At 62.8% G+C, this 26,446-nt stretch carries 27 protein-coding genes and 1 pseudogene; 17 read left to right on the top strand and 11 right to left on the bottom strand.

The features are described 5' to 3' along the window. Positions 1 to 957, bottom strand: a complete 957-nt coding sequence (ligD, locus tag E5720_RS13365; RefSeq protein WP_136171056.1) for a non-homologous end-joining DNA ligase — start codon at positions 955 to 957, stop codon at positions 1 to 3. A 115-nt stretch (positions 958 to 1,072) separates the two neighbouring features. Then, positions 1,073 to 2,698, bottom strand: coding sequence for a chaperonin GroEL (gene groL / locus E5720_RS13360; protein ID WP_136172681.1), 1,626 nt, complete (start codon positions 2,696 to 2,698; stop codon positions 1,073 to 1,075). Between the two features lie 360 nt (positions 2,699 to 3,058). On the opposite strand from groL, the gene E5720_RS13355 reads away from it, so the two are divergent. Next, the gene (locus tag E5720_RS13355) at positions 3,059 to 3,406 is read left to right on the top strand and encodes a DoxX family protein (RefSeq protein ID WP_136171055.1); all 348 of its coding nucleotides are present in this window, start codon (positions 3,059 to 3,061) and stop codon (positions 3,404 to 3,406) included. A 23-nt stretch (positions 3,407 to 3,429) separates the two neighbouring features. On the opposite strand, the gene E5720_RS13350 is transcribed toward E5720_RS13355, so the two are convergent. Together E5720_RS13350 and E5720_RS13345 are read right to left on the bottom strand one after the other, a co-directional pair. Next, a complete protein-coding gene (locus E5720_RS13350) occupies positions 3,430 to 4,104 on the bottom strand; it encodes a GPP34 family phosphoprotein (protein WP_136171054.1) in 675 nt (224 codons plus the stop codon). 124 nt (positions 4,105 to 4,228) lie between these two features. Then, on the bottom strand, positions 4,229 to 4,579 hold the full coding sequence (locus E5720_RS13345) for a UBP-type zinc finger domain-containing protein (RefSeq protein WP_136171053.1): 351 nt from the start codon (positions 4,577 to 4,579) through the stop codon (positions 4,229 to 4,231). A 395-nt stretch (positions 4,580 to 4,974) separates the two neighbouring features. On the opposite strand from E5720_RS13345, the gene E5720_RS13340 reads away from it, so the two are divergent. The 7 genes from E5720_RS13340 (at position 4,975) to E5720_RS13310 (ending at position 11,573) form a co-directional block, all read left to right on the top strand. Next, positions 4,975 to 5,784 (top strand): DUF1206 domain-containing protein, encoded by an 810-nt coding sequence (locus E5720_RS13340; RefSeq protein ID WP_136171052.1) that lies wholly within the window; start codon positions 4,975 to 4,977, stop codon positions 5,782 to 5,784. 175 nt (positions 5,785 to 5,959) lie between these two features. Continuing rightward, positions 5,960 to 6,805 carry a DUF559 domain-containing protein gene (locus E5720_RS13335; protein WP_136171051.1) on the top strand — a complete coding sequence of 282 codons (846 nt, stop codon included), beginning with the start codon at positions 5,960 to 5,962 and terminating at the stop codon, positions 6,803 to 6,805. 144 nt (positions 6,806 to 6,949) lie between these two features. Beyond that, complete coding sequence (locus E5720_RS13330; protein WP_136171050.1) at positions 6,950 to 7,405, top strand: SRPBCC family protein; 456 nt, start codon at positions 6,950 to 6,952, stop codon at positions 7,403 to 7,405. A 75-nt stretch (positions 7,406 to 7,480) separates the two neighbouring features. After that, positions 7,481 to 7,750: a GlsB/YeaQ/YmgE family stress response membrane protein gene (locus tag E5720_RS13325; protein ID WP_136171049.1), complete on the top strand. Its 270-nt coding sequence runs from the start codon at positions 7,481 to 7,483 to the stop codon at positions 7,748 to 7,750. Between the two features lie 102 nt (positions 7,751 to 7,852). Continuing rightward, complete coding sequence (locus tag E5720_RS13320; protein WP_136171048.1) at positions 7,853 to 8,569, top strand: phosphatidylserine decarboxylase; 717 nt, start codon at positions 7,853 to 7,855, stop codon at positions 8,567 to 8,569. Between the two features lie 11 nt (positions 8,570 to 8,580). Beyond that, entirely contained in the window at positions 8,581 to 9,438 is an 858-nt protein-coding gene (pssA, locus tag E5720_RS13315) for a CDP-diacylglycerol--serine O-phosphatidyltransferase (protein WP_136171047.1), read from the top strand. Next, a complete protein-coding gene (locus E5720_RS13310) occupies positions 9,435 to 11,573 on the top strand; it encodes an AAA family ATPase (protein WP_136171046.1) in 2,139 nt (712 codons plus the stop codon). Before pssA ends, E5720_RS13310 begins: the two co-directional genes overlap by 4 nt. A 35-nt stretch (positions 11,574 to 11,608) precedes the next feature. Here the strand turns inward: E5720_RS13310 and E5720_RS13305 are convergent, their stop codons facing one another. Next, entirely contained in the window at positions 11,609 to 12,361 is a 753-nt protein-coding gene (locus E5720_RS13305; RefSeq protein WP_136171045.1) for an isocitrate lyase/phosphoenolpyruvate mutase family protein, read from the bottom strand. 69 nt (positions 12,362 to 12,430) lie between these two features. Continuing rightward, positions 12,431 to 12,790 (bottom strand): NUDIX domain-containing protein, encoded by a 360-nt coding sequence (locus E5720_RS13300; protein WP_247596330.1) that lies wholly within the window; start codon positions 12,788 to 12,790, stop codon positions 12,431 to 12,433. Positions 12,791 to 13,148: 358 nt separating this feature from the next. Between E5720_RS13300 and E5720_RS13295 the strand changes: the two genes are divergently transcribed. Genes E5720_RS13295 through mnhG form a run of 6 tightly spaced genes read left to right on the top strand, consistent with a single transcriptional unit; the run spans position 13,149 to position 19,485 of the window. After that, positions 13,149 to 15,992: a Na+/H+ antiporter subunit A gene (locus E5720_RS13295; RefSeq protein WP_168708352.1), complete on the top strand. Its 2,844-nt coding sequence runs from the start codon at positions 13,149 to 13,151 to the stop codon at positions 15,990 to 15,992. Then, positions 15,989 to 16,624, top strand: coding sequence for a Na(+)/H(+) antiporter subunit C (locus E5720_RS13290; RefSeq protein WP_136171043.1), 636 nt, complete (start codon positions 15,989 to 15,991; stop codon positions 16,622 to 16,624). The genes E5720_RS13295 and E5720_RS13290 overlap by 4 nt, the downstream gene beginning before the upstream one ends. Beyond that, positions 16,621 to 18,249 (top strand): Na+/H+ antiporter subunit D, encoded by a 1,629-nt coding sequence (locus tag E5720_RS13285; protein ID WP_136171042.1) that lies wholly within the window; start codon positions 16,621 to 16,623, stop codon positions 18,247 to 18,249. The genes E5720_RS13290 and E5720_RS13285 overlap by 4 nt, the downstream gene beginning before the upstream one ends. 5 nt (positions 18,250 to 18,254) lie before the next feature. Then, positions 18,255 to 18,890, top strand: coding sequence for a Na+/H+ antiporter subunit E (locus E5720_RS13280; protein ID WP_168708427.1), 636 nt, complete (start codon positions 18,255 to 18,257; stop codon positions 18,888 to 18,890). After that, positions 18,887 to 19,144, top strand: coding sequence for a monovalent cation/H+ antiporter complex subunit F (locus tag E5720_RS13275; protein ID WP_136171040.1), 258 nt, complete (start codon positions 18,887 to 18,889; stop codon positions 19,142 to 19,144). The genes E5720_RS13280 and E5720_RS13275 overlap by 4 nt, the downstream gene beginning before the upstream one ends. Further along, positions 19,141 to 19,485 (top strand): monovalent cation/H(+) antiporter subunit G, encoded by a 345-nt coding sequence (gene mnhG / locus E5720_RS13270; protein ID WP_136171039.1) that lies wholly within the window; start codon positions 19,141 to 19,143, stop codon positions 19,483 to 19,485. The genes E5720_RS13275 and mnhG overlap by 4 nt, the downstream gene beginning before the upstream one ends. On the opposite strand, the gene E5720_RS13265 is transcribed toward mnhG, so the two are convergent. From E5720_RS13265 to E5720_RS13245, 5 genes and pseudogenes are all read right to left on the bottom strand, one after another. After that, positions 19,448 to 20,785, bottom strand: a complete 1,338-nt coding sequence (locus E5720_RS13265; RefSeq protein WP_168708351.1) for a phosphatase PAP2 family protein — start codon at positions 20,783 to 20,785, stop codon at positions 19,448 to 19,450. The two genes, mnhG and E5720_RS13265, sit on opposite strands and share 38 nt — an antisense overlap. Before the next feature lie 46 nt (positions 20,786 to 20,831). Beyond that, positions 20,832 to 21,949 (bottom strand): annotated as a pseudogene (locus E5720_RS13260) (glutamate--cysteine ligase). Between the two features lie 189 nt (positions 21,950 to 22,138). Beyond that, complete coding sequence (locus E5720_RS13255; RefSeq protein WP_210729863.1) at positions 22,139 to 22,837, bottom strand: superoxide dismutase family protein; 699 nt, start codon at positions 22,835 to 22,837, stop codon at positions 22,139 to 22,141. Positions 22,838 to 22,921: 84 nt separating this feature from the next. Continuing rightward, positions 22,922 to 23,455: a LytR C-terminal domain-containing protein gene (locus E5720_RS13250; protein ID WP_210729862.1), complete on the bottom strand. Its 534-nt coding sequence runs from the start codon at positions 23,453 to 23,455 to the stop codon at positions 22,922 to 22,924. Positions 23,456 to 23,488: 33 nt separating this feature from the next. Then, the gene (locus tag E5720_RS13245) at positions 23,489 to 23,818 is read right to left on the bottom strand and encodes a DUF3263 domain-containing protein (protein WP_136171036.1); all 330 of its coding nucleotides are present in this window, start codon (positions 23,816 to 23,818) and stop codon (positions 23,489 to 23,491) included. Positions 23,819 to 24,064: 246 nt separating this feature from the next. Between E5720_RS13245 and E5720_RS13240 the strand changes: the two genes are divergently transcribed. From E5720_RS13240 to E5720_RS13230, 3 genes are read left to right on the top strand one after another with little or no spacing between them, the layout of a single operon-like run. Continuing rightward, positions 24,065 to 24,658 carry a peptide deformylase gene (locus tag E5720_RS13240; protein ID WP_136171035.1) on the top strand — a complete coding sequence of 198 codons (594 nt, stop codon included), beginning with the start codon at positions 24,065 to 24,067 and terminating at the stop codon, positions 24,656 to 24,658. Positions 24,659 to 24,689: 31 nt separating this feature from the next. Further along, positions 24,690 to 25,592, top strand: a complete 903-nt coding sequence (locus tag E5720_RS13235; protein WP_136172678.1) for a GNAT family N-acetyltransferase — start codon at positions 24,690 to 24,692, stop codon at positions 25,590 to 25,592. A 52-nt stretch (positions 25,593 to 25,644) separates the two neighbouring features. Further along, positions 25,645 to 26,445, top strand: coding sequence for an exodeoxyribonuclease III (locus E5720_RS13230; protein ID WP_136171034.1), 801 nt, complete (start codon positions 25,645 to 25,647; stop codon positions 26,443 to 26,445). The last annotated feature ends 1 nt before the right edge of the window (position 26,446 follow it).

Genomic DNA, 26,446 nt, shown 5'->3' with positions numbered 1-26,446 from the left:
CTATTCCTCCGGTTCCTTCAATCCCTGCCGCTCGTCGCGTTCAGCCCATTCCAAGAGCGGGTCGATGGAGAACACGGCATCGTCGATGCCCTCGTGCAGGTCGCCCAGTTCGGCGAACCTCGCCGGGACGGTGAACATCGTGAATTCTCGCGGATCGACGTCGACTACCTCATCCCAGGAAATCGGTGTCGAGACAGTTGCTTCCGCGTTTCCACGTACCGAGTAGGCGCTCGCGATCGTGTGGTCGCGGGCATTCTGGTTGTAATCGACGAAGAGTTTCTTCGGGTCACGGTCCTTGCGCCACCAGGTGGTCGTCACGTCCTCGGGTGCCCGGTGCTCGACTTCCCGCGCGAAAGCCAGTGCGGCCCTTCGCACGTCCTTGAAACCCCAGTCCGGCTGAATCCGCACGTAGATGTGAAGACCATGTCCACCAGAGGTTTTCGGCCAGCCGACGGCTCCGAGGTCTTCCAAAACCTCGCGCACGACGCCTGCCACGCGTCGAACTCGATCGAACGGGCAGTCCGGCATCGGGTCGAGGTCGATACGCCACTCGTCGGGACTCTCGACATCCGCCCGCCGCGAGTTCCACGGATGGAACTCGACCGTCGACATCTGGACTGCCCAGGCCACATGCGCCAATTCCGTTACGCACAGTTCGTCGGCCGTCCGGTTGTAGCGCGGAAACTTCACCTGCACCGTTTCGATCCAGGGTGGTGCTCCGTTCGGCACACGCTTCTGGTGAACTTTGTCGCCGGAGAGACCGGACGGAAATCTGTGCATCATGCAGGGACGTTCCCGCAGCGCGCGGACGATCCCATCTCCGACGCTCAGGTAATAGTTCACCAAGTCGATCTTGGTCGCCCCGCTCTCGGGGAAGTACACGCGATCAGGGTTGGAGATGCGCACCGTACGTTCGCCCACCTCGAGTTCGATCGACGGTGACGCTGCGCGGGCCATGCTCGACAGCCTAGGTGCCGCTCCGCCGCATCGCTGCAGTTTCTCCGCGCACACGAAAAAGCCCGACTCCACGAGGGAGTCGGGCTTTTTCAGCGGTGAAGCGGGGGGAACGGACTCAGAAGTCCATGCCGCCCATGCCACCGGTCGGATCGCCACCGGGCGCTCCGGCCTTTTCGGGCTTGTCGGCTACGACGGCCTCGGTGGTGAGGAACAGAGCCGCGATGGACGCTGCGTTCTGCAGTGCCGAGCGGGTGACCTTGACCGGGTCGTTGATGCCTGCAGCGAGCAGGTCCTCGTACTCGTTGGTCGCGGCGTTGAGGCCGTGACCTGCGGGCAAGTTGCGGACCTTCTCAGCGACGACGCCAGGCTCGAGGCCTGCGTTGAACGCGATCTGCTTCAGCGGTGCTTCGAGGGCGACGCGAACGATGTTCACGCCGGTCGCCTCGTCGCCGTCCAGCTTGAGGGAGTCGAGTGCCGGGGACGCCTGCAGCAGCGCGACGCCACCTCCTGCAACGATGCCCTCTTCGACAGCAGCCTTGGCGTTACGCACAGCATCTTCGATGCGGTGCTTGCGCTCCTTGAGCTCGACCTCGGTTGCTGCTCCGGCCTTGATGACTGCAACGCCGCCGGCCAGCTTGGCCAGACGTTCCTGCAGCTTCTCGCGGTCGTAGTCGGAATCGGAGTTCTCGATCTCGGCACGGATCTGGCTGACGCGACCGGCGATAGCGTCGGAATCGCCCGAGCCCTCGACGATGGTGGTCTCGTCCTTGGTGATGACGACCTTGCGTGCCTGGCCGAGCAGTTCGAGTCCAGCGGTCTCCAAGGAGAGGCCGACCTCTTCGCTGATGACCTCGCCACCGGTGAGGATGGCAATGTCGGCGAGCTGTGCCTTACGACGGTCACCGAATCCGGGAGCCTTGACGGCGACGGACTTGAAGGTGCCACGAATCTTGTTCACCACGAGAGTGGAGAGAGCTTCGCCCTCGACGTCCTCGGCGATGATGACGAGCGGCTTGCCGGACTGGATAACCTTCTCCAGCAGGGGCAGCAGGTCCTTGACGGTGCTGATCTTGGAGCTGACGAGCAAGATGTACGCGTCTTCGAGGACGGCTTCCTGACGCTCTGCATCAGTGGCGAAGTACGCCGAGATGTAGCCCTTGTCGAAGCGCATGCCCTCGGTGAGCTCGAGCTGCAGGCCGAAGGTGTTGGACTCCTCGACCGTGATGACGCCTTCTTTGCCGACCTTGTCCATTGCCTCGGCGATGAGCTCACCGATGGCGGGGTCGCCCGCAGAGATACCAGCGGTAGCAGCGATCTGCTCCTTGGTGTCGATCTCCTTGGCGGAAGCGAGCAGCGACTCGGTGACGGCTGCAACAGCCTTCTCGATGCCGCGCTTGAGGCCGAGCGGGTTGGCGCCGGCTGCGACGTTACGCAGGCCTTCGCGGACCAGAGCCTGGGCGAGAACGGTGGCGGTGGTGGTGCCGTCGCCTGCGACGTCGTCAGTCTTCTTGGCGACCTCCTTGACGAGCTCGGCACCGATCTTCTCGTAGGGATCTTCGAGCTCGATCTCCTTGGCGATGGAGACACCATCGTTGGTGATCGTGGGAGCTCCCCACTTCTTTTCGAGCACGACGTTGCGACCCTTGGGTCCCAACGTCACCTTAACTGTGTCAGCGAGGGCGTTGAGGCCTCGCTCGAGGCCACGGCGTGCCTCTTCGTCGAACGCGATGATCTTGGCCATTACGAAGTGATCCTCCGGATTGGGGGTGACACATTTCTGGCCGAGTTGGGTGCCCGCGACGGACGACCAGGGGTGTCCTTGATCCCCAGCCTCACCGTGTCCCGACCTGGCACTCACGTATCGAGAGTGCCAACTGCATTTCTAGCACTCGACCATGGCGAGTGCAAGGTCGACGGGCACTGCATGGTCGATTTGCTGGCCCGACTTGCTCAGCGTTCGCTCAGGGCGCACCCGCCCAGCGTCGACGGGGACAGAAACTCATGCTCGCAACTCTCCCGCGACCACCGCCGTCGACCCTATTCTGGTTCTCGACAACGGACGCCCGGTGAGAGCTCGGGCGACACAATAGATTGGGCACCGATGTTCATTGCGACAGTCGCAGTATCGATTTTTCTCGCTGTATCGCTGACCTTCTCGGCGGTCGGAAAGTTGACCAAGAATCCGAAGGTCATCCCCATCATGGAACAGGTCGGCGTGCCTGCCGACAAGATCCCATGGCTTGCCTACCTAGAAATTCTCGGCGCGATCGGCCTGATCGTCGGACTGTTCGTCTGGCCCATCGGGGTCGCCGCCGCAGTCGGAGTGATCTTGTACTTCGTGGGCGCGGTCATCGCTCACCTCCGAGTGAAGGACAGTGGTTTCGGTCCCGCTGCATTCCTCGCCGCTGTCGCCATTGCCGCGCTGGTTCTTCGACTACTGTCTGCGTGAGCAGTCGATGGCCGGCAGGTCCGCTAGGAGCCGGTCGAAACGATGATGGGGACCATGACGGCGGCCATGACCGCGACATTGACATCCTCGACGGCCTTTCGGACCGCTGAACTGGCCCAATCGCCCTCGGCAATCTCCTTTGCGCGCTTTTTTGCTGCCTTCTTGTCCACTCCTGGTAACACCTTCGGTACGGCGTCGATGGCGGACACCAGCGAGATCAACGCCGAAATCTCGGGGGCCGGTGTCGTGCCGTCGATAATCGCGCTTCCGATCCCCTGACGCGCCCAGCTCTTGCGAGTCACCTCGCGCGCCGGCCAGGACACCGTAGGGAAGAGCCCGAGCACTTTGTCGTGACGTTCGAGAACCAGGCCCTGCTGGGCGAGCCTGGACCCCACCTCCTTGTTCAAGTTCCTCTGGAGTTTCTCGATCACCCGCTGCGGCTTCAGCCGACCGTTTCGAGCGCCGATCAAGGCATGCGCACGCGCAAGCAGGGGATCGGAGGGAGCAGGGCCACTCACCAAGAGCCGTCCTGCCTTGAAGGACTCGCCTTTCGAGGTGATGCGCACACAACCCTCGACGGCCAATTCCAGAACGACCGCACCGGCCAGCACGCGGGGAAATTTGGTGCTGTCGACGATCGGCTTACCGGTGACGTCGTCTACCAGTAGCAGAAACAGGTCCTCGGCAATCAACGTCATACGCCGAGATTACCGACCGCGTACTCATGCGACACGGCAATCATCGCCTGCAACACCGTGACGTCGACGTCGGACAACTTGTTGATAGAGGCAACCCGCGCCCGTCTCGCTCTCGGCAACCACGTCAGTTCAGCAGCTGCTGCCAGTTCGACGGCACCAGCCCAGCCGGACCGGGCGTCGATTGCTCGAGCGGATGGTGCTGCGGCTCAGCCAAATTTGGGCCGTCGTACATTTGCTCATCGGTGTAGTTGTAGAACCAGTTTTCACCGGGTTCGTAGCTACGAATGAATGGATGATCGGCACTGCCCGCATGCTTGCTCGCATGCTGGGACGGTGACGAATCGCAACAGCCGATGTGTCCGCACTGCGCACAACGCCGCAGATGAAACCACCAGCCGCCGCTTTCGGTGCACTCCTTGCAACCAGGGCCGGAGGGCGCAGCGGAAGGGTCGACATAGGGCGTTGCCTCGCTCATAGATCCTCCCACGCTGTCACTTGCCGGCAAGTATGCCGCTCGGGAAGTCGGTGCGCAGGACTTCCGGCCAGAGATCAGATCTGGCCGCGTCTTATCAAGTCGATTTCCCGTGGCGTCAGCAGCCGTTCCAACTGCTCACTCGGCCACTTACGGGGCCGCCCACTCATCCGGGCAGACTCGAGCAGTGGCACATCCGCGCTGGTACGTCGCAACATCGAATGAAGATTCACGATCGATCACTCCGTCGAACTGAATTGGCTGATTCCTCGTTTGTTCTATCGCCAGTGTTCGCCCCTTGTTACCCGTTGTGGGTGAGGCGCGCTGAGGCGTTTCGGATCCGTCGACCATGGGTAAAGTTCCGCCAAACAAGAAGTCACAATCGATCGGGGCCGTAAGTGAACAAAACCGGGGATTCATCTGCATCCGACGTCGTCGAGTCGGTGCAGAACAACGGCGCATTCGAGAAGGCCGCACGCGCCGGCCATTTCGTCAGCGGCGTGCTCCATATTCTCATCGGCTACATCGCCATCAGGTTGGCGTTCGGGCAAGGTGGAAACGCAGACCAATCCGGCGCGCTCGCCGAACTCGGCAGCAAGCCCGGCGGATCCGTCGCCCTATGGGTTGCCTTCGTCGCCTTCGTGGCATTGGCTCTGTGGCGGATCGTCGAAGCTATCGTCGGCAAGAAGTCCGACGACGATGCGGGCAGCGTGATGGACCGGTTGAAAGCCGGTGCACTTGCCGTCGTGTACATCGCCTTCGCGTGGACGACCTTCGGGTTCGCCAGCGGATCCGGCAAGTCGAGCGGCAAGCAGAACGCATCCATGACATCGGAGTTGATGGGTAATAGCTTCGGCAAGTTCGTTCTCGTCGTCGTCGGACTCGTCATCATCGGCGTCGGCGGCTATCACGTCTACAAGGGCGTATCCAAGAACTTCCTCGACGACCTCGAGGGCTACACCGGCAAAACCGTCGAGCGCCTCGGGATCGTGGGTTACTGCGCCAAAGGCATCGCCCTGATCGGTGCAGGAGCGCTCGTCGTAGCTGCGGTCTTCACCTCGGATCCGAGCAAGGCGACGGGTATGGACGGCGCGCTGAAGACCCTCGGCCAACAGCCGTTCGGTCAATTGTTGTTGATCGTGGTCGGCGTGGGCATCGCGCTGTACGGGCTGTACGCCTTCGTGCTCGCACGGTACGCACGAATGTAAAAATCCGGCTGCCGATATGGGCATGGCGTTCCCGTTGCACCTCTACCAGGCGGGATGCCGTCTCATTCGAGCGAGACCGGAACACCATGCCCGGGGTTGTCCACAATCCTGACCTTCGTCCACAAGGTTTCTGTAGCCCCAGCTCGCATCGATCGAACGCGTCCAGGCGTCGGCGATGCTCACCGCCGTGCATCCCCACGGAATCACCACCCGTAGCGAACTCCTCGCCGAGGGCATACCCAACAGCACGATCACCCGCAGATACGAACGTGTACTGCCAGGGATCTACAGCGCCGACCAGCCGACCACCATCGCGCGCTGCTACGCCGTCACCTTGTGGCAGCCGAACGCACTTCTCAGTCACCGCACAGCAGCATGGCTGTACGGGTGGATGGACGAGCATTCGATGATCGAAGCGACGCTGCCCGCGGTATCCAAGGCTCGAACCCCTTGCTGGCTCAGGATGTATCGCCGAGACCTGCCCGCATCCGATACCACCGAGGTCGTGAGGCTCCCCGTCGTCGCCCGCGAACGAACTCTGATCGATTGCATCGCCGTGATGACACCGGAAGCTGTCGCTCGAATCGTCGACGAACGCCTCGCGACAGACATCGATGCGCAAGACCTGGCCGCGAAAATTCGAAGTACCCCCAGACGCCGAGGCAACTCCCGCGCATCCGTTCAGCTTCGTAGTGCCGCGTCGGGATTCGCCTCGGAGCCCGAGCGTGTATTGAATCGCGCGCTCATCGCGTGCGGTCTCCGCCTCGCGACCAACCATTGGGTTGGCAACTACGTGTGCGACTTCGTCGACGAACTCGCACGGGTCGTCGTCGAGGTGGACGGCCGTGAGTTCCACAGCGCGCCCGAGGTGTTCAGCAAGGATCGGCGTCGGCAGAACGATCTGGTCCTCGACGGTTGGCTCGTGCTGAGATTTTCGGCATTCGATGTGATGGCGAACCCGGAAAAGACTGCGCGACAGATTGCCGGAGTGGTGCGCCGGCGCCGGCGTTCACGGAGTTGATGGGCATGGCGTTCCAGTTCCGCCCTCCCGGAACGAAATCCCGCTTGGTGTGTGCACAATCGGAACAGCATGCCCACACCCCGGTATACGATCCTGCCCAACTGCATGTGACGCCAGGTTGCACGCATCATCACGGAGGTAGATGTGAGCAAGACTCTCGAAGCCACGATCGACATCGACGCCAACCCTGAGCAGGTATGGAAAATAATCTCCGACCTGAAGCGGATGGGCGAGTGGAGTCCGCAGTGCAAGCTCATGAAGGTCTTCGGCGGCGATGTTCGACGCGGCACCACCACTCTCAACATCAACCGCAAGGGACTTCTCGTCTGGCCGACCAGGTCGAAAGTGATCGAGTTCGAACCGAACAAGAAGATCGCCTTCCGAGTCCTGGACAACAAGACGATCTGGTCGTATTCACTGACCCCGAACGGGACCGGCACCTCGGTAGTCGAAAAGCGCGAGGCGCCGAGTGGCACCACCGCGATTTCGTCGTTCCTGGTCAAGAACGTGCTCGGCGGTAGCGATCAATTCGACATCGAATTGGTCGACGGCATGAACAAATCGCTCCAGCGCATCAAAGCGGAAACCGAAAAGGGCTGACATGTTTGGTTGGTGATTCGCCTGGGAATGCTGGACGAGCACTATCCATTGCTTATTAGTAAGAGGGGGCACCATATGTTGGGCCTAGGAATAATCGGCTGGATCATCATCGGCGGTCTCGCCGGATGGATCGGCAGCAAGCTCATGAAGACCGACGCCTCGATGGGCATCATCTTGAACATCGTCGTCGGAATCATCGGTGGACTTCTCGGTGGCTGGCTACTGAAGGTATTCGGAGTCGACGTCGAAGGCGGCGGACTCATCTTCAGCTTCATCACCTGCCTGCTGGGCGCAGTCATCCTCTTGTTCCTCGTCAAGTTGGTCATGGGCCGCAGCAAGGTCTGATCGACTCACACTTACCGGCTGCCGGGGCTTCCACGTACTGTGTGAGGCCCCGGCAGTCGTCTGTGCCGAGGCCTTGGTATACCGACAGTCATAAGGAGCGAAGTGGCACGCCGTCCCACCCCGATCGGTCAACCTCCCCGAACTGGGGTCGCGCACGTCATCGACCTGGTCCGAGAGACAGTCCCGCCCCTGCACCCGGCAGGGCTTCCGTTCGTTGCAGGCCCTCTTGCAGTGGCCGTTCTCGGCCGTAAGTACAAGTGGGTGCGACTGGCCGGCCTCACCGCAGCCGGCGCTTGCGCCACATTCTTTCGGCATCCGAGCCGCGTTCCACCGAACCGCCCCGGTGTCGTTGTCGCTCCGGCGGACGGGCTGGTGACACTGGTCGATACCGCAGTGCCCCCTTCCGAACTCAGCCTGGGTAGCGATCCGGTGCCGCGCGTGAGCATCTTCCTTTCCGTCCTGGACGTACACGTGCAGCGGGTTCCGGTCGGCGGCGAGGTGCTCGGGGTCGTGCACCGCAGCGGACAGTTCAAGTCTGCTGATCTGGCCGAAGCAAGCGAGGTCAACGAGCGAAACAGCATGCATATTCGTACCGCTGCGGGCCAGGACATCGCGGTCGTGCAGATCGCCGGCCTCATCGCGAGGCGCATCATCAACAACGCCAAGATCGGCGACAAGCTCACCATCGGTGACACCTACGGTTTGATCCGATTCGGTTCGCGCGTGGACACCTATTTCCCACTGGGCACCAAGCTGCTCGTCGAGCGTGGCCAACGCGCAGTAGGCGCCGAAACTGTGCTCGCCGAGCTTTCCCAGTAAGGGTCCGGGCGATGATCACCAGACGCTCGCGGCCACCTGCCGCCGTCAGACTTCTGCCGTCGATCGTGACAATTCTCGCTCTGTGCGCAGGTCTGTCCGCGGTCAAATTCGCACTGAGCGATCAGCTGGGCGTTGCACTGGCCATGATCGGAGCGGCAGCGGTGCTCGACGCCCTGGACGGACGCATCGCGCGTCTCCTCGACGCGACGAGCAAGATCGGTGCCGAACTGGACTCACTGGCCGACGCGATCTCGTTCGGTGTTGCACCTGCGCTCGTGTTGTATGTGACGCTGCTCGACGGCAGTAGCTTCGGCTGGATCGTCGCACTGACCTACGCAGTGGCCATGGTTCTGCGTCTCGCTCGTTTCAATACCCTGTTGGACAACGACACCCCGACCTACGCCGCGGAGTACTTCACCGGTGTTCCTGCTCCGGCGGGGGCGCTCATCGTGTTGGTGCCGATTGCAGCGTTCGAAGAGTGGGGCGACGGCTGGTGGGCGTCGTTCTACGTCGTCGTCGGATGGACATTGTTCACTGCAACCCTTGCGGTGAGCCGGATTCCCACGCTCGCGCTCAAGTCAGTGTCGGTGCCTCCGCGGATGGCCGCGGCACTCCTGATCATGGTGGCGCTGACCGCTGCTGCACTGATCACCTATCCGTTGATCCTGTTGATGGTGCTCGTGTTGGTGTACCTCGCGCACATCCCGTTCGCTGTTCGCTCGCAAAGATGGGTTGCCGCGCGGCCGTACACGTGGGATGCCAAGCCGTCCGAGCGCCGGGCCGAGCGCCGGGCGATTCGACGCGCGCCCAACACCGCGCGTAAGTCCGCCGCCCGCCTGGGTCTTCGCCGGCCGCGGGGCCCGAGGTGAGTGCCCCCGAACTGGTCCTGACCGCCCGCCTGAACACTTCTGCAGCCGATGCACGCCGCGGCGTGGTGCGACTGCACCCCGAGGTGCTCGCGGCACTCGGCATTCGGGAGTGGGACGCAGTGGCGCTCATCGGATCTCGTCGGACCGCAGCGGTTGCGGGACGGGCACCGGAGGGCACCCCGCAGGGCACTGCTTTGCTCGACGACGTCACGCTGTCCAACACCGGCATCAAAGAAGATGGGTCGGTAGCCATCGCCCCGGTGACCGTCTATGGGGCGAAGTCCGTTCGACTCTCCGGGTCAGCTCTCGCCGCGGGCTCGATCTCCGATACCACCCTCCGTCAAGCACTGCTGGGCAAGATTGTGACCGTCGGCGACACGGTGTCACTGCTCCCCCGCGACTTGGGACCGGGGACCAGTTCCAGCGCTGCCACGCAAGCACTCTCGCGCACCTTCGGTGTTGCATGGACCACCGAACTGCTGACCGTCTCCGCCGTCGAACCATCCGGAGGGCCAGTGAGCGTCCAACCCAACTCCGCCGTCGGATGGGGACAGGGCCGACCACCGACGGTCCCCGAGGTGATCCCGGCGATTTCGCCCGCCGAACTGGTGGGCGTGTCGGTCCAACAGGCGAAGTTGCTCGAATGGCTTCGCCTCGCTCTCGACGAGTCCGAGTTGCTCGCCAAGCTCGGTGCATCGCCGCACCTCGGAGTTCTCGTGACCGGTCCGGCAGGCGTCGGGAAGGCAACTCTGGCGCGCGCCGTACTTTCCGGACGTACTGTCGCCGAACTCGACGGTCCTTCGATCGGCGCACTGGAAGCATCCGAGCGAGTGGATGCGGTAGCTGCTGCCACCGACAGTCTGGCAGGCAAAGGCGTACTGCTGGTCACCGATATCGACGCTCTCCTGCCCTCGCTCGCCGAGCCTGCGTCGACGCTGATCCTCGATCATCTGAGGCGGGCCGTGGCTACCGAGGGGATTGCTTTCATCGCCACCACTGCTCATCCCGAGAGCACGGACAGTCGAGTGCGCGCCCAGGATGTGTGCGACCGCCAGTTGACTTTGACCCTTCCGGACAGCGCGGTCCGCGAGGCGCTGCTGGAGCATCTACTCCGCAAAGTCCCGACAGACTCCCTCGAACTGAATGAAATAGCCTCACGGACACCAGGTTTCGTTGTCGGCGATCTAGCAGCGCTGGTGCGCGAAGCCGCGCTGCGTGCAGCGTCTCGGGCCAGCGACAACAAGAGCGACCCCGTCATCGTGCAAGCCGACCTTCTCGCCGCGCTCGATGTGATCAGACCGCTGTCACGTTCGGGCACAGAGGAACTCGCCATCGGCACCATCACCCTGGACGACGTCGGGGACATGGTGGAGACCAAACAAGCGCTGACCGAAGCGGTGCTGTGGCCGTTGCAGCATCCCGATTCTTTTGCGCGGCTGGGCATCGATCCCCCACGCGGAGTATTGCTCTACGGGCCACCCGGGTGCGGGAAGACCTTCCTCGTGCGCGCACTGGCCAGCTCCGGTCAACTCAGCGTCCACGCAGTCAAGGGCGCCGAGTTGATGGACAAGTGGGTCGGATCCTCAGAGAAGGCTGTGCGCGAGCTGTTTCAGCGCGCCCGTGACTCCGCCCCGTCGCTGATCTTCTTGGACGAGGTCGACGCGTTGGCGCCTCGACGCGGTCAGGGTTCGGACTCGGGCGTCGGCGATCGCGTCGTGGCGGCGTTGTTGACCGAGCTGGACGGCGTGGAGCCGCTGCGAGATGTGGTCGTGCTGGGTGCAACCAACCGGCCCGATCTGATCGATCCGGCTCTCCTTCGTCCAGGACGCCTCGAGCGACTGGTCTTCGTGCCGCCGCCGGATGCCGATGCTCGCAAGGACATCCTGAAGGCGTCGGGAAAGTCGGTTCCACTGGCTGCCGACGTCGATCTCGACGCGCTGGCGGAGGGGCTCGATGGTTATTCGGCTGCGGACTGCGCGGCACTCCTGCGCGAAGCAGCGTTGACCGCGATGCGTCGGTCGATGGATGCCGCCGACGTCACTGCCGCCGACGTCGAGGCTGCCCGAAAGACGGTGCGCCCCTCACTCGATGCAGCACAAGTAGCGCATTTGAAGGCCTACAGCGCCATGCGCTAGCGGGATGGCCATGTCCATCCCGCCGGCGAGGAGCCTTACTTCCAGCGCGCGAGGATTCCTTCTGCATGCTTGCCGAGCGAGGCTTGGAACAGCGGCCCGAAGCTGATGCGGCCGACACCTAGTTCGGCGAAGTGCGCCAGGTCGCCGTCCACCGGATGTGCGATCGCATTGATCGGGAGCGGCAGTTCGGATGCGAGACGCTTGTAATCGGCGTCGTTGTGGAATCCGACGGGGTAGAGCGAGTCCGCACCTGCGGCTGCAGCGAGCTTCAGTCGTGCGATGGCCCGGTCGACGCGGTCGTTTTCGTCACCGATCTGCTTGACGAACAGGTCGGTGCGGGCATTGATCACCACATGTACGTCGGTCGCGTCCGATGCAGTGCGCAGCGCGCCGACGAAATCGGCATGCTCCTGTGCTTCGCGGAGTCGCCCACCTTCACTGTGGACGGTGTCTTCGATGTTGAGGCCTACGGCGCCTGCCGAGATGAGACCGTCGATGAGCCGCTTGGGGTCCTGCCCGTAGCCTGCTTCGATATCGACGGAGAGCGGCACGTCCACGGCAGAGGTGATCTGCGAGACGCGGGTCAGCAGTTCTTCGAAGGTGATTCCTTCGTTGTCCGGCTTGCCGAGTGAGTCGGACACTGGATGACTGCCGACGGTGAGCGCGGTGAACCCGGCCGAGACGGCGAGGTTCGCAGACCATGCATCCCACACGGTCGGGAGTACGACGGGATTGCCCGGCTTATGGAGTTCGAGAAGTGCGGTGGCCTTCTGGGACAGGTTCGTCATGGGTGTGGCTCCTATACGATCGGGAGAACGTACGTTCTCGCCCCAACGTACCCGAAGGGTGGATTCCCCTCAATCGATCAAATCGAGTTCACGCATTCGGTCGAAGACCAACATCGACCCGGGTGCGACATCGGGCATCGCCGCATACTCGTCGCGGGTGAAGTACCGGATCTCCGCAATCTCGCTGGTCGCGACCGGTTCCGACGCCAACTCGGCCAGAAAGCAATTCATCCGCAAGCCGGTGCCCTGCGGGTGCCCCCAGGCCGCGCATTCGAAGACGCCGAGCAACTCCAGCGAACCGTCGAGGACGGCTGCATCGAGTTCCTCACGAACCTCCCGATGCAGCGCGTCCTCGGCGCTCTCACCTGGATCGATCTTTCCGCCTGCCATGTAGAACACCGACTTCCCTGCCGACCTGGCCTGGATCATCCGACGATCCCGCACGAACGCCAGCGCAGCAGTTCTGATCACACTTCCACTCACACTTTGCCCATCCCATTCATGCTCGCTCCACATCCAGTAGTCCCACTCATGCCATCACAAACCAGCCGTCACAGACCAGCCAGAATCTGCTGACTACAGAACTAGGGTTCCTCGAACCGTCTAGACCCTTCTGCACCGGGTAACGGCGCCACGCCCGTGCAAAGTAAGATTGGAGCCAATCCATATCGTCGGCCGCGAACGCGGCTCACGAGTGTTCCCGATAATTGCTCGACTACTCGACGCCGCCCCACGACCACCGTGTCTCCTTCTTCAGCGACACGACCCGAGACGACGGAGTGAATTTTTGCTCGCTATCTTGTTGGCGCACACGGTCGCTGCCGTGTTTGCGCCCCTTGCGGTCCGGTATTGGGGCCGCAACGCTTTCTTCCCGCTCGCACTGGTTCCGTTGGCGAGCCTCATCTGGGTATTCGCGAATTGGAATACCGAGCAGACGCTGAGCATCCAATGGGTTCCCGGACTGTCGATGAACTTCGACATGCGGTTCGACTCCCTTGCCGCGATCATGTCGCTACTGGTCCTCGGCATCGGGGCGCTGATTCTGCTCTACTGTGCGCGCTACTTCGAGGACGACGAACCTCGCCTCGGCATCTTCGCTGCGGAGATGGTCGCTTTCTCCGGCGCGATGTTCGGGCTCATCACCAGCGACAACATGTTGGTGCTGTATGTCTTTTGGGAAATCACGACAGTCCTGTCGTTCTTGCTCGTCGGCCACTACGCCGAGCGTGCCTCGTCTCGACGTGCGGCGACGCAGGCTTTGCTCGTCACCACCGCAGGCGGCCTTGCGATGCTCGTCGGCATCATCATTCTGGGTCAGGTCGCCGGAAGCTACAGCCTCTCCACCGTCATCGCCGACGCGCCCGGCGGGTGGCTTGCGGGTGTGGCCGTCGTACTGATTCTCATCGGTGCGCTCAGCAAATCGGCCATTGTTCCGATGCACTTCTGGCTGCCAGGGGCAATGGCAGCACCGACTCCGGTCAGTGGCTATCTGCATGCCGCGGCAATGGTGAAGGCCGGCATCTACCTCGTAGCTCGCATGGCCCCCGGTTTCGCAGACTCAGGGCCCTGGCGGGCGACGGTCATCTCACTCGGTCTGGTGTCGATGATCCTCGCGGGCTGGCGTGCGCTACGCGCCTTCGACCTCAAGCTCATCCTCGCATTCGGTACGGTCAGCCAACTCGGATTCCTGATGGTCCTCGTCGGGATCGGCACCGAACAAGCGATGCTCGCAGGCCTGGCCATGGTCCTGGCTCACGCCATGTTCAAAGCGACGCTCTTCATGGTCGTCGGCGTCATCGACCACACCACCGGCACACGCGATATCCGCAAGCTCGCTCACCTCGGTAAGAAGGTGCCGATACTGGCAGGCATCGCCGCACTCGCCGCAGCCAGCATGGCCGGACTGCCACCGTTCCTCGGCTTCGTCGGCAAGGAAGCGGCCCTGTCCGCAGTGATCGGCACCCCTGTTCTCGATCCGACCGTCCGCATTCTCGTCGTCACCGCCATGGTGATCGGGTCGATGCTGACGGTGACGTACAGCATCCGCTTCGTGTGGGGCGCCTTCGGCCGAAAGCAGCTCAAGCGTCCGAGCCCGGCGGTCAAGAAAATGCACCAACCCACCGCTCTCTTCCTGGCCGCTCCAGCATTCCTTGCCGTCCTCGGACTCCTCGCAGGCATCTTCTCCCCGGTCGTCGACGCCATCGTGAGCCCCTACGCTCGCACGACGCCGTCCTACGGGCAGGCGTCTTACCACCTTTCTCTGTGGCACGGATTCAATCTGCCACTCGGACTGACGGTGATCGTCGTGAGCGGTGGTGTGGCTCTGTTCATCGCACACCGAATTCTGAACCGGCTCAAGTTCGAGCATCCACCGCTCGGCAACGCCGACCGCGTCTACGACGCCGTACTCAAGGGGATGGACACGCTGTCCATCCGACTGACCGGTTCCACCCAGCGCGGATCCCTGCCGGTCACACAGGCAACCATCCTTCTCACCCTCGTGCTGCTGCCGATGATCGTGCTGGCCGTCGGGGACGTGCCGGGCCTGAACTTCAAGCTTTTCGACAACCCGCTGCAGATGGTGGTGGCACTGATCATGATCGCCGGGGCGCTCGGCGCGACAGTCATGCGAAACCGCCTCGCCAGCGTGCTCCTCGTCGGCGTCGCCGGATACGGCTGCGGCATCATCTTCGCCATCCACGGCGCTCCCGACCTGGCCCTGACACAGTTCCTCGTCGAGACACTGACCCTCGTCGTCTTCGTTCTGGTACTGCGCAAGCTGCCTGCCGAAGTCGACGACCGCGGATCTGCCGGTTGGCGCATCCCACGTGCACTGCTTTCAATCGCCGTCGGCGCCGCCGTGACGATTCTGGGCGCGTTCGCGATGAACGCCCGCAACACCGAGCCGCTGTACCTGCAACTACCGGACGCCGCCTATCTACTCGGCGACGGTAAGAACATCGTCAATGTTCTGCTGGTCGATATTCGCGCCTGGGACACCCTCGGGGAGATTTCGGTGTTGCTGGTGGCGGCCACCGGCGTCGCGAGTCTGGTGTTCCGGAACCGGCGGTTCGGAACCGCTCCACGCGTGGCCGACGCACCGGCCAGCAGTTCCGAAGGCGGATTCGGCTCGGACACGACCTGGTTGCTCGGGGGAGATCTGATCGACCCGCGGCATCGTTCACTGATTCTCGAAGTCACCACCCGCCTGGTCTTCCCGACGATCATGGTGATGTCGGTGTACTTCTTCTTCTCCGGCCACAACGCGCCGGGCGGTGGTTTCGCCGGCGGTCTGACGGCCGGTCTGGCGCTCGTACTCCGATACCTTGCCGGTGGGCGATACGAGCTGGGCGAGGCGGTGCCGATCGACGCAGGCAAGATCCTCGGCCTCGGCCTCATCTTCGCCGCGGGCACTGCCGTGACTTCCTTGTTCCTCGGCGCACCGGCATTGTCCTCTGCGACACTGGAATTGACGCTGCCGATCCTCGGTGACATCAAACTTGTCACTGCCTTGTTCTTCGATCTCGGCGTCTATCTCATCGTCGTCGGTCTCGTGCTCGACATACTGCGCAGTCTCGGCGCTCGTCTCGACGCTCAGGTGGAAACCAAGAAGCAGGTGAACGCGCGATGACCGCAAATCTCGGAATGCTGATCATCGTCGGGGTACTCGTCTCGTGCGGGGTGTATCTACTCCTCGAGCGCTCTATCACCAAGATGCTTCTCGGGCTGCTTCTGTTCGGCAACGGGGTCAACATCCTGATCCTCACCGTCGGCGGCCCCCCGGGCAACCCACCGATCGTGGGGCGCGGCACGATCATTCACGACGAGATAGCAGATCCGTTGGCGCAGGCGATGATTCTGACGGCGATCGTCATCACGATGGGCATTGCCGCGTTCGTGTTGGCGTTGGCGTACCGCTCGTTCACGCTCAATACCAAGGACGACGTCGAGAACGACCCGGAGGACACCAAGGTCTCCAAGCGTCGATCGGTCGCCGACGCACCGGACCGCGACCGTTCCGACGACCCTGTCACCGGCGAGCCCAGCTTCAGCGGCGACGCCTTCGACTCACAGGGAAACCCGATACCCATCGACGAATTGAAGAATATCGAAGATCTGGAATGTTATGAGGACCTGCACGAAGGCGATTTCGACGATGATGACGACGAACCCGAGGTGCAAGGTTTGGACGGGATCGACAGTGCCGTCAAAGATACGACCCCAGTAGAGAAAAGGACGAAAAAGAAGGGGAACGCGACATGACCCTTCCCGCGGGCACAACCGACGTTCTCACCCCTCTCCCCGTCCTCATCCCGATGATTGCTGCGGCCTTGACGCTCGTGCTCGGCCGTCGTCCACGGGCCCAGCGTTTCATTACCGTCGTCGCGCTGACCGCGGTCGTCCTGATCTCCGGTGCACTTCTCTACCTTGCCGATCGAAACGGAGCCACCGCGCTGCAGGTCGGTGGCTGGGACTCGCCCATCGGCATCTCGCTGGTGGTCGACCGATTGGCTGCGATGATGCTGGTGGTCAGCTCGATCGTGTTGCTCGCCGTGATGGTGTACTCGATCGGTCAGGGCATTCGGGACGGCAGCGAAAACCAGCCGGTGTCGATTTTCCTGCCCACCTACCTGGCGTTGACAGCAGGGATCTGCAACGCTTTCCTCGCGGGCGACCTGTTCAATCTCTATGTCGGATTCGAGGTTCTGCTCGCCGCCTCGTTCGTGCTGTTGACCCTCGGTGCCAGTGCGGACCGCGTCCGCGCCGGCGTCTCGTACGTCATGGTTTCGATGGTGTCTTCGTTGATCTTCCTAGTGGGAATCGGGCTCGTCTATGCCGCCACCGGCACGCTCAATCTTGCCCACATGGCGACGCGTCTCGAAGACATTCCCACTGGAACCAGGACTGCGATCTTCGCCGTCCTCCTCGTTGCCTTCGGGATCAAGGCCGCGGTATTCCCACTGTCGACATGGCTTCCTGATTCGTACCCGACAGCTCCGGCCCCGGTCACCGCAGTCTTCGCCGGCTTGCTCACCAAAGTCGGTGTGTACGCGATCATCCGCGCGCATACTCTGCTGTTTCCCGACGGCAGTCTCGACAATGTGCTCATGGTGTGTGGTCTGCTCACGATGCTGGTCGGTATTTTGGGCTCGATTGCCCAGAGCGACATCAAACGTCTGCTCTCGTTCACCCTCGTCAGCCACATCGGATACATGATCTTCGGTGTCGCACTGTCGACTCAGTCAGGCCTGTCCGGCTCGATCTACTATGTAGCGCACCACATTATCGTGCAGACGACGCTGTTCCTCGTAGTCGGACTCATCGAGCGTCAGGCCGGATCCTCGTCGCTACGACGGCTCGGCGGACTGGCCGCGGCGAGCCCCGTTCTTGCCATCGTCTTCCTGGTCCCGGCATTGAATCTTGGTGGAATTCCACCGTTCTCGGGTTTCATCGGCAAGGTCGCGCTACTACAGGCAGGTAGCGCAGACGGCAGTGTTCTCGCCTGGATCCTTGTCGCGGGTGGCACGGTCACCAGTTTGCTGACGCTCTACGTCATCGCTCGTGTCTGGACGAAGGCATTCTGGCGAGCGCGGGCCGACGCACCCGAAGGGGACCTGGCCGATCACAGCCCTTCGGCGCTGCTGGACGATTCGACGGATATCGCTTTCGGTGACCGCGAGGATGTCGGACGCATGCCGGCGTTCATGCTCATCCCGACGATCGGTTTGGTCATCGTCGGTTTGGCATTGACAGTGTTCGCGGGTCGGATCATCGACATCAGCGATCGCGCGGCAGCGGATCTACGAGACCGCTCGGTGTACATCGACGCGGTACTCGGAGCGGAATACGCGGGCGATCGCGCTGCCGAAGCAGCGGAGGGCAAATGAAGTACATGAATCGCTTTCTGCTCCTGCGACTCTGGACACTCGCCTGGCTGACCTCGGTGTGGATCCTGCTGTGGGGCAGCCTCTCTCCAGCAAATGTGCTCGGCGGAATCGTCGTCGGTCTCGGTATCATGCTGCTCCTGCCGCTCCCCAAGGTTCCCGTCGAGGGCCGCGTTCACGTCCTGTCGGTGTTCAAGCTCATCTGCGTATTCTTCTACTACGCAATCGCATCGAGCTTCAGTGTCGCGTGGCTGGCAGTCCGACCGAAGGCTCCTCCCATCACCGGCGTCCTGCGAGTTCGTATCGCAATCAAGTCGGATCTGGTGCTGACACTGTGCGTGGATGCCCTCAATCTCATTCCCGGAACGATGGTTCTCGAGATCGATCAGACGCGCAGGCTTGTCTACGTCCACGTCCTCGACATGGGTAGCCAAAAGGCTGTCGACGCCTTCTACCGGTCCGTTCGACTACTCGAGAAGTTGTTGATCGCTGCATTCGAGCGCGACTCCGATTGGCAGCCGAGCCCCTTGCATTTCCAGGACTACCAGCGCTATCACGGTGTTCTCGGCGATGACATCGCAACGCCGGTGGAGGCTCGAGATGACAAGCGGATCGATGACGAGAGAAAGGGCGACTGGTCATGACCGTGGTTCTCGTGATTGCAGGCGTGCTGCTGGTCTCAGCAGCCGTCATCACCACTTATCGACTTCTCGACGGCCCTGGCACCCTCGACCGCCTCGTAGCGATGGACTCGATTCTGGCGGTGTCGATGTGTGGGCTGGCCCTGTGGTCGGTCCACAGCCTCGACACCACGATCGTGCCGGCCATCGTCGCGCTATCGCTGGTGAGCTTCATCGGGTCGGTCAGTGTCGCACGATTCCGAGTGAGGGACGAATGAACGCAGTCTTCGAAGTAATTTCGGCTGTTCTGATTTTGATCGGGGCCACGCTGGCGTTCACTGCGGCGATCGGAATCGTCCGGTTTCCGGATACTCTCTCGCGCATGCATGCTGCGACCAAGCCGCAGGTCGTTGGTCTGATTCTCGTACTGACCGGCGCCGTCATCCAACTGCGCGGCAACGTCGATATCTGGATGCTCGTGCTGGTCGGCGTGTTCACCTTGGCAACCGCTCCGGTCATCGCGCACATCGTCGGACGTGTCGCCTACCGCGAGCAGCGTGGCCGCGACGGTCTGCTGGTCGTCAACGAGATGGAGCCCGACGAATCGGATCCTCGCTAGCGCTGCGTCCACCCCAGTTGGCCATCGCAGTACCAGGCGCGGCAAAGAACGTAGCGTAGAACATCACGACGACCGAGCCCATCAGCAGCAGGATCAGGGGGCCGAACAACTCGGGATACGTCGCGAACGGGACGGCCAGATAGCGGTAACTCGACAGGAGCACCAGCAAGGTCGCCGTCCCGTACGAGACCAACCGGATACGGCCCCGGTCCCAGCCTCGTTCCGGGTCACGCAGGATCGTTTCGAGAGTCAGACACAGAACGACGCCGGCGACGAGGTCGACTCCGTAGTGGTAGCCGAATCCGAGCGTCGCGGCCAGGGTGCCCACCAGCCACGTCGTGCCGCCGAGCCGAAGCCACCACGGGCCTCTGCGCGAATGAATGAACAAGCTCAATGCCCAGGCAGTGTGGAGGCTCGGCATGCAGTTGCGTGGCGTCGACGAGTCGAACGGGATCTCGGACGGCGAAGTGTCCGTCGGAACTATCGTGGGCCAGAAGTCCCCGATCTCGAAGCCCTGCCCGGCCGAACCGTAGGCGAACATCGGACCCACCACCGGAAACACGATGTAGAGGATCGGCCCGACGAGGCCGATCAGCAGAAACGTGCGCACCAGATTGTGCCTCGGCCATGGGCGTCCCGTCGCAACACCCCGTAGCTGAAAGATCGCGATGGCTATCGCGGCGACCGGTAGTTGGATGTAGATCCAATGAAGGACCGCATACGCGGGCGGGCCGAGTGCGGCAAGTACAGTGCCGACGACCCACGACGGATTACCGAGCGCGTGATCTGCCAGCTGGGCGTACTCGTCGAGTACGTTCGGCCGGACAAGAGTGGTGATCTGCAGCCAGGCGTCTCCGGCCTTCGAAGCGAGGATGAGCAAGCCGCCGAGGCACACGGATTTGATCCCATGACTGTCCCGGGCCCATACGGTGTACACCGCAAGGCCGACCAGGACTATCACTGCGCCGTTGCCGACAGAGAAGGGAAGCCCAGATTCGGCCCTGCCGACAGCGAAGACGACATCGATAGCGACCGCGAGCGACAACGACCACAATCGGACCCGGTTGTTCACACCGACGAGTCCGAGGATCAGACCGGCCCACGGTAGTGACATCGACTTGGGCGTACCGGCGATATCGTTCCAGATACTGGCGAACGGGCCGGAGAATCCGTTGCGGGCTGCAGCAAGCTGCAGTAATCCGAGGAACGCAGCTACCGCCGCCGCACCGACACCATAGAACCGTAAGGAATTCGGTACCGCCCCATGGGTGGAGCCATCCCCCTCTTCACCCGCACGCACGCCGCTAATAGTAAACGGTGAATGAACAACTACTTACAGCGAGCTGTCACGCTCGAAGATCGGCGACCAAAGACGCCACGACGGCCCTGAGATCTCCACCGGATTCTGCGGCGATCCGACGCTGCCGCTGATACGAAGCTCCCAGGCGCGGAATGTCGGCGACAGCGGCCAATTCGTCGGCGCATCCGAGACGCACCGCGGTCGGGGTGAGCTTTTCGAGTAGATCGTGCAGATCGTCGGTGACAAGTCGCTCATTGCTGTCGGCATCGAGAATGATTTCGGCGTCGAGGCCGTACCTCGCTGCCCGCCACTTGTTCTCCTGAACGTGCCACGGCGGCATCGTCGGGAGCGTTTCGCCGGCTTCGAGACGTTCGTCGAGGTTCACGATCAGACAGTGCGTCAGCGCTACCAATGCCGCGAGTTCACGTTTGGTGGCCGTACCGTCGCACACCCGTACTTCGATGGTTCCCCACTTGGGTGCTGGGCGGATGTCCCAGTGCATTCCACCGAGCTGTTCGATGACGCCGGTTTTCATCTGATCACGGACGAAGCCTTCGAACTGCCCCCAGTCCTCGAACTGGAATGGCAGTCCTGCCGTCGGAAGCTGTTGGAACATCAGCGCCCTGTTGCTTGCGTAACCGGTGTCCGAACCGGCCCAGATCGGCGACGAGGCCGATAGTGCCAACAAATGTGGATATTGCAGGAGCAGCGAGTTCAGGATCGGAAACACTTTGTCGGGTGAAGACACTCCGACGTGGACGTGCACACCCCAGATCAACATCTGACGGCCCCACCACTGGGTCCGAGCGATCAGTTCGTCGTAGCTGGGTGAGCGAGTGAGCACCTGCGTCGACCATTCTGCGAATGGGTGCGTGCCCGCGGAGAACAGATCTATGCCGAGCGGGTCCGCTGCTCGGCGAACGAGATCGAGGGATTCGCCGAGATCGTCCATGGCCTCACCGACGTTCTCGCACACTCCGGTGACGAGTTCGACGGTATTGCGCAGGAGCTCCTTGGTTACGCGTGGCGTCCGATCACCGGAGAGCTCCGTAACACCGTCCATGACTTCCTAGCCGCGTTGACCAGGTCGAGAGACTCCTTGTCCACGAGCGCGATTTCCCATTCGACGCCGAGTGTGGGGCGTGGGGAACTCTTGAAGTGGATGGCGGGAGCGGAGCCTGCGGAGCGACCGGGGAGGGCGGGAGCGGAGCCTGCGGAGCGACCGGGGAGGGCGGGAGCGGAGCCTGCGGAGCGACCGGGGAGGGCGGGAGCGGAGCCTGCGGAGCGACCGGGGAGGGCGGGAGCGGAGCCTGCGGAGCGACCGGAGTGATCGGGTGTCTTCGGGGAACTCACCTAGTCGATGACCGCACAGGCCACACGGCCGCCGGCGTCACCGGTCATCAGTGTGGTCGTGTCGGGCACCGCAGCGCCGTCGGGCAAGGTGTAGCGCGGTGGGATGTTGGCGAAGTTGTCTGCGCCGGCGTGGATGACGACCGCGCGGCCGCCGTCGACCTGTAGATCCTCGAGTGTGACGGCGTCCGTCGTGGTGACTACTTCGCCGGTTCCGTCTTCGCGGACCTGCAGTGAGGTCAAGTCGCCGCTGGATGGATGCCCGGTGCGACCGTCGACCTGGAGATGTCCGCCTGCGGACAAGAAGTCACCGGGCTCGCCGCCGGTGGGTGCTACGGAGTTCGCCTCGCATTTGCCGACGGTGTGAATGTGCAGGCCGTGGAATCCTGGTGTCAGTTTTTCGGCCTCGACGGTGATGCGGAGGTGGCTTCCCTCTTCGACGATCGAGACGGTGCCGACGTCTGCGCCGGACGCGTCCTTCAGTGATGCCTCGATATCGCCTGATCCGACGGGCGCATCTGCTGCGACGGCCTTGCCGTTCGGATCCTCTTTGCCGGTCCACACGGCGGGCGTCGTTCCGGGGACGTCGGAGGCAGTCTCGGGAGCACTGCATGCAACCAGGCCGAAGGCCGCGAGGGCTACAACGGGGGTCGCGAGGCGCCAGGTTCGGCTCACTGGCCGAGCGATACGAATCGGTGCCATGAAATTGCTCCTTCGAAGGGCAGGCTTTGCGGTTGTGTCGATCATAACTATGGCCGGTAGTACTACCTGCCCAAGGGTTGACAGTTACTCGGTCACGACGACGATGACACCTTCACCGAAACTCGACAAGGTCGTCGGTCTAGGGAATGCAGCGACGCCGAGTTGAGTCGATATTTGCTGGGCAGCGGCCTGCGCGCCCGGCGAAGTGTCGTAGTAGATGGTGGTTTGTGCGATCTGCGACTCGCTGAAATTGCCGGTCTCGGCGACATTCCAGCCTTCGGCGGTGAGCGTGGCGGCTGTTCCGGCGGCGAGACCGGATACGTTGCTGTTGTTGAGAACGCGAACTTCGACGTCGGTCGGTTCGCCGGTGGGAGTCGGCGCGGATGTGCGGGTGGCCGAGGCTGGAGGTTGCGCTGCGGCCGGGGGTCGCGCTGCGGCGGAGCTGGCGGGAGCCTGCTGCGCGGCGCTGGTCGTCGCCTGTGCCGCTGATTCCTCGGTCTCGTCCGAACCGGTCAACGACAGTGCCCCGATTGCTGCGAAGAGAATCGCCAGCGAAATCAACACCATTGCCAGAGCGCGGAGCGGAGGACCGGACGATTCCGGATTGGGACTGCTCACATTCGAAGACACTAGTTGATCGCGGCTCGGCAACTAGACTTCGAAGCCCAGTCTGCGTGCCGCGCGGGCCTTCTGCCTGCTCGCACGCAGGCGCCGCAGCCTCTTGACCAGCATGGGGTCTGCTGCGAGAGATTCAGGACGATCCACAAGTGCGTTGAGGACTTGGTAGTACCGGGTGGCGGACATGGAGAAGAGTTCCTTGATCGCCTCTTCTTTGGCGCCGGCGTACTTCCACCACTGGCGCTCGAAGGACAATATGTCGTGCTCGCGACGAGTCAGCCCGTCTGCTCCGACCTCGTTGAGATCTTCGGAGCTTTCGGATTGCGGAGCCTGGTTCGAGTCACGCGCTGCTGCGCCGTCCATCTCACTCCTCGACTTCTCTTTTACCCTCATCGCCTGCCAACGTTCAACGGGCTCGCCCGACTTTGCGTCACCCATCTGGCCTGGCAGAAGGAGGCCGAGCGAATTGCACACGTGTAGTTCGGTACTGATTCAACCATGATGGGCGTGTCACACGCCGTGTACGGTATCCGCGGCGAGTCGCATGTGCGGCACCTCTGGCTCACCGTGTGTAGGCGGCTCTGCACGCGGACACTATTCTTCTCGACCATGGCAATTCTTCCCATCCGGATCGTCGGAGATCCGGTTCTACACACCCCGACGGACGCAGTCACGCAAACACCCGCCGAGCTCGCAGACCTTATCGCGGATATGTACGAAACGCTCGACATCGCCAACGGTGTCGGCCTCGCAGCCAATCAAGTCGGCATCCCGCTGCGACTGTTCGTGTACGACTGCCCTGACGAGGGGCCCGACGGCAAGCTCGTCCGCCGAAAGGGCGAGGTGATCAACCCGGTGCTCGAGACTTCGGCCATCCCGGAGACCATGCCCGATCCCGAGGACGACGACGAAGGCTGCCTGTCGGTACCCGGCGAGCAGTACCCCACCGGGCGTGCCGACTGGGCTCGGGTCACCGGCACCGATGCGCAAGGCGCCCCAGTCGACATCGAAGGCACCGGTTTCTTCGCGCGCATGCTTCAGCACGAGGTCGGCCATCTGGATGGGTTTCTCTACGTAGACGTGCTGGTGGGCCGCAACGCTCGCGCAGCGAAGAAGGCGATCAAGCGCGCGGGCTGGGGCAAGCCGGGCCTGAGTTGGATACCGGGGACCGTCGAAGATCCGTTCGGCCACGAGGACGACTGAGTTCGTGGCCGTCACGCCCGGCACCCGCGTCATGTTGCGGTATCGACTCCCCCCGGGGTACAGCCATCCGATGACCGACGTCATCGGTGAACTGGTCGCGGCAGACGAGAAAGTCGTAGCCGTTCGGGCCGGGGACGGTCGCGTCGTGCGGGTGGCCCGCGATCGTGTCGTGGCGATGAAGGCCCTCGGTCCGCGACCGATCAGGACCTCGGAGATCAGAGCACTCGAACGTGCCGCTGCCGATGGGTGGCCGGGCCTGGAGCAGGCGTGGATCGGCGGATGGCTGCTGCGGTACGGCCGCGGGTTCACCGGCCGAGCAAACTCTGCCGTTCCAGTCGAGCCGCATGCCGACGAGTCCTCGCTCGGTGAGATCGCCGCATGGTTCCGCGACCGCGGACAGTGGCCGAAGTTGTTGTTGCCCGATCGTCTCGGCGCAGTTCCCGCCGGCTGGACAACGGGTTACGAAGTCATAGTGATGGCCGCGGACATCACCTCCCTCGTGATGCCGTCCGACTCGATATCGGTCATCACCGCCGCCCCCGACGAGGACTGGCGGAGGTTTTATCACTACCGCGGACGCGCTACCCCCGAGGATGCAATGGACGTCGTGTCGGCCGTCCGCGACGGGGTTGTCGGATTTGCGCGGATCGGCAGTTCCGCGACGGAGATACTGGCCATCGGACGTGCAGCCGTCACCACAGCCCCCGATCTTCGACGCTGGGTCGGGCTGACAGCGATCGAGGTCTCCGAGGCTCATCGACGACACGGACTCGGGACGCGCATCTGCGGTGAACTCCTTGCATGGGGAGTGGGGCAGCGAGCAACTCACGCCTATCTACAGGTGTCGACCGACAATCTCGGGGCCCTCGCGATGTACCGGGAACTCGGGTTCGTCGAGCATCACCGATATCGGTACGCCGAGCCGCCTCGATGACCTCCTGGCACACCGCTGGGCCGACGGTCGGCGCTCGGTTAGGGTGTGTGCCGTGCGACTGGCTACCTGGAATGTGAACTCTGTCCGCTCTCGGCAGGACCGAATCGTCGATTGGCTTCAACGATCCGATATCGACGTCCTGGCTATGCAGGAAACCAAATGCAAGGACGAGCAGTTTCCGTACGAACGGTTCCGTGAGATCGGGTACGAGGTCGCTCACGACGGCCTGAGCCAGTGGAACGGCGTCGCTTTGCTCTCCCGCGTCGGCTTGGAAGATGTGCAGATCGGTTTCGAGGATCAGCCCGGTTTCAGCAAGGATCCGGAGATCGAAGCGGTGCGCGAAGCTCGCGCAATCGGGGCGACGTGCGACGGCGTCCGAGTGTGGAGCCTCTACGTTCCCAACGGCCGCGATCTTGCCGATCCGCACTACACCTACAAGCTGGAATGGCTTGCCAAGCTACAGGCCGATGCCCAGGCATGGTTGTCCGCGGACCCACAGGCGCAGATCGCGTTGGTCGGAGACTGGAACATCGCCCCCACCGATGCAGACGTGTGGGATCCGGAGTTGTTCGAGGGCAAGACTCACACGTCGCGGCCCGAGCGCGCTGCATTCGAGACGTTCGTCGATGCCGGATTCGCCGAGGTCACCCGGCAGTTCACTTCCGAGCCGCGAACCTTCACCTACTGGGATTACACGCAGCTGAGGTTCCCGAAAAAACAAGGAATGCGAATCGACATGGCGCTGGCCTCCCCTGCGCTCGCGTCTCGCGTCTCCGGCGCGTCCATCGATCGCGAGGAGCGTAAGGGCAAGGGCGCCAGCGATCACGCGCCCGTCATCCTCGAAATCTCCTGAC

The organism is Rhodococcus sp. PAMC28707 (assembly GCF_004795915.1).
Lineage (GTDB): Bacteria > Actinomycetota > Actinomycetes > Mycobacteriales > Mycobacteriaceae > Rhodococcoides.
The sequence above is the reverse complement of the archived record's forward strand: the minus strand, read 5'-3'. Positions and strand labels throughout refer to the sequence as shown.

Bases quoted from the DNA above. Each gene is read 5' to 3' on its own strand.
- ligD (WP_136171056.1), bottom strand. From the start codon at position 957: ATGGCCCGCGCAGCGTCACCGTCGATCGAACTCGAGGTGGGCGAACGT.
- groL (WP_136172681.1), bottom strand. From the start codon at position 2,698: ATGGCCAAGATCATCGCGTTCGACGAAGAGGCACGCCGTGGCCTCGAG.
- E5720_RS13355 (WP_136171055.1), top strand. From the start codon at position 3,059: ATGTTCATTGCGACAGTCGCAGTATCGATTTTTCTCGCTGTATCGCTG.
- E5720_RS13350 (WP_136171054.1), bottom strand. From the start codon at position 4,104: ATGACGTTGATTGCCGAGGACCTGTTTCTGCTACTGGTAGACGACGTC.
- E5720_RS13345 (WP_136171053.1), bottom strand. From the start codon at position 4,579: ATGAGCGAGGCAACGCCCTATGTCGACCCTTCCGCTGCGCCCTCCGGC.
- E5720_RS13335 (WP_136171051.1), top strand. From the start codon at position 5,960: ATGCTCACCGCCGTGCATCCCCACGGAATCACCACCCGTAGCGAACTC.
- E5720_RS13325 (WP_136171049.1), top strand. From the start codon at position 7,481: ATGTTGGGCCTAGGAATAATCGGCTGGATCATCATCGGCGGTCTCGCC.
- pssA (WP_136171047.1), top strand. From the start codon at position 8,581: ATGATCACCAGACGCTCGCGGCCACCTGCCGCCGTCAGACTTCTGCCG.
- E5720_RS13305 (WP_136171045.1), bottom strand. From the start codon at position 12,361: ATGACGAACCTGTCCCAGAAGGCCACCGCACTTCTCGAACTCCATAAG.
- E5720_RS13300 (WP_247596330.1), bottom strand. From the start codon at position 12,790: ATGATCCAGGCCAGGTCGGCAGGGAAGTCGGTGTTCTACATGGCAGGC.
- E5720_RS13290 (WP_136171043.1), top strand. From the start codon at position 15,989: ATGACCGCAAATCTCGGAATGCTGATCATCGTCGGGGTACTCGTCTCG.
- E5720_RS13285 (WP_136171042.1), top strand. From the start codon at position 16,621: ATGACCCTTCCCGCGGGCACAACCGACGTTCTCACCCCTCTCCCCGTC.
- E5720_RS13280 (WP_168708427.1), top strand. From the start codon at position 18,255: ATGAATCGCTTTCTGCTCCTGCGACTCTGGACACTCGCCTGGCTGACC.
- E5720_RS13275 (WP_136171040.1), top strand. From the start codon at position 18,887: ATGACCGTGGTTCTCGTGATTGCAGGCGTGCTGCTGGTCTCAGCAGCC.
- mnhG (WP_136171039.1), top strand. From the start codon at position 19,141: ATGAACGCAGTCTTCGAAGTAATTTCGGCTGTTCTGATTTTGATCGGG.
- E5720_RS13255 (WP_210729863.1), bottom strand. From the start codon at position 22,837: ATGGCACCGATTCGTATCGCTCGGCCAGTGAGCCGAACCTGGCGCCTC.
- E5720_RS13245 (WP_136171036.1), bottom strand. From the start codon at position 23,818: ATGGACGGCGCAGCAGCGCGTGACTCGAACCAGGCTCCGCAATCCGAA.
- E5720_RS13240 (WP_136171035.1), top strand. From the start codon at position 24,065: ATGGCAATTCTTCCCATCCGGATCGTCGGAGATCCGGTTCTACACACC.
- E5720_RS13235 (WP_136172678.1), top strand. From the start codon at position 24,690: ATGTTGCGGTATCGACTCCCCCCGGGGTACAGCCATCCGATGACCGAC.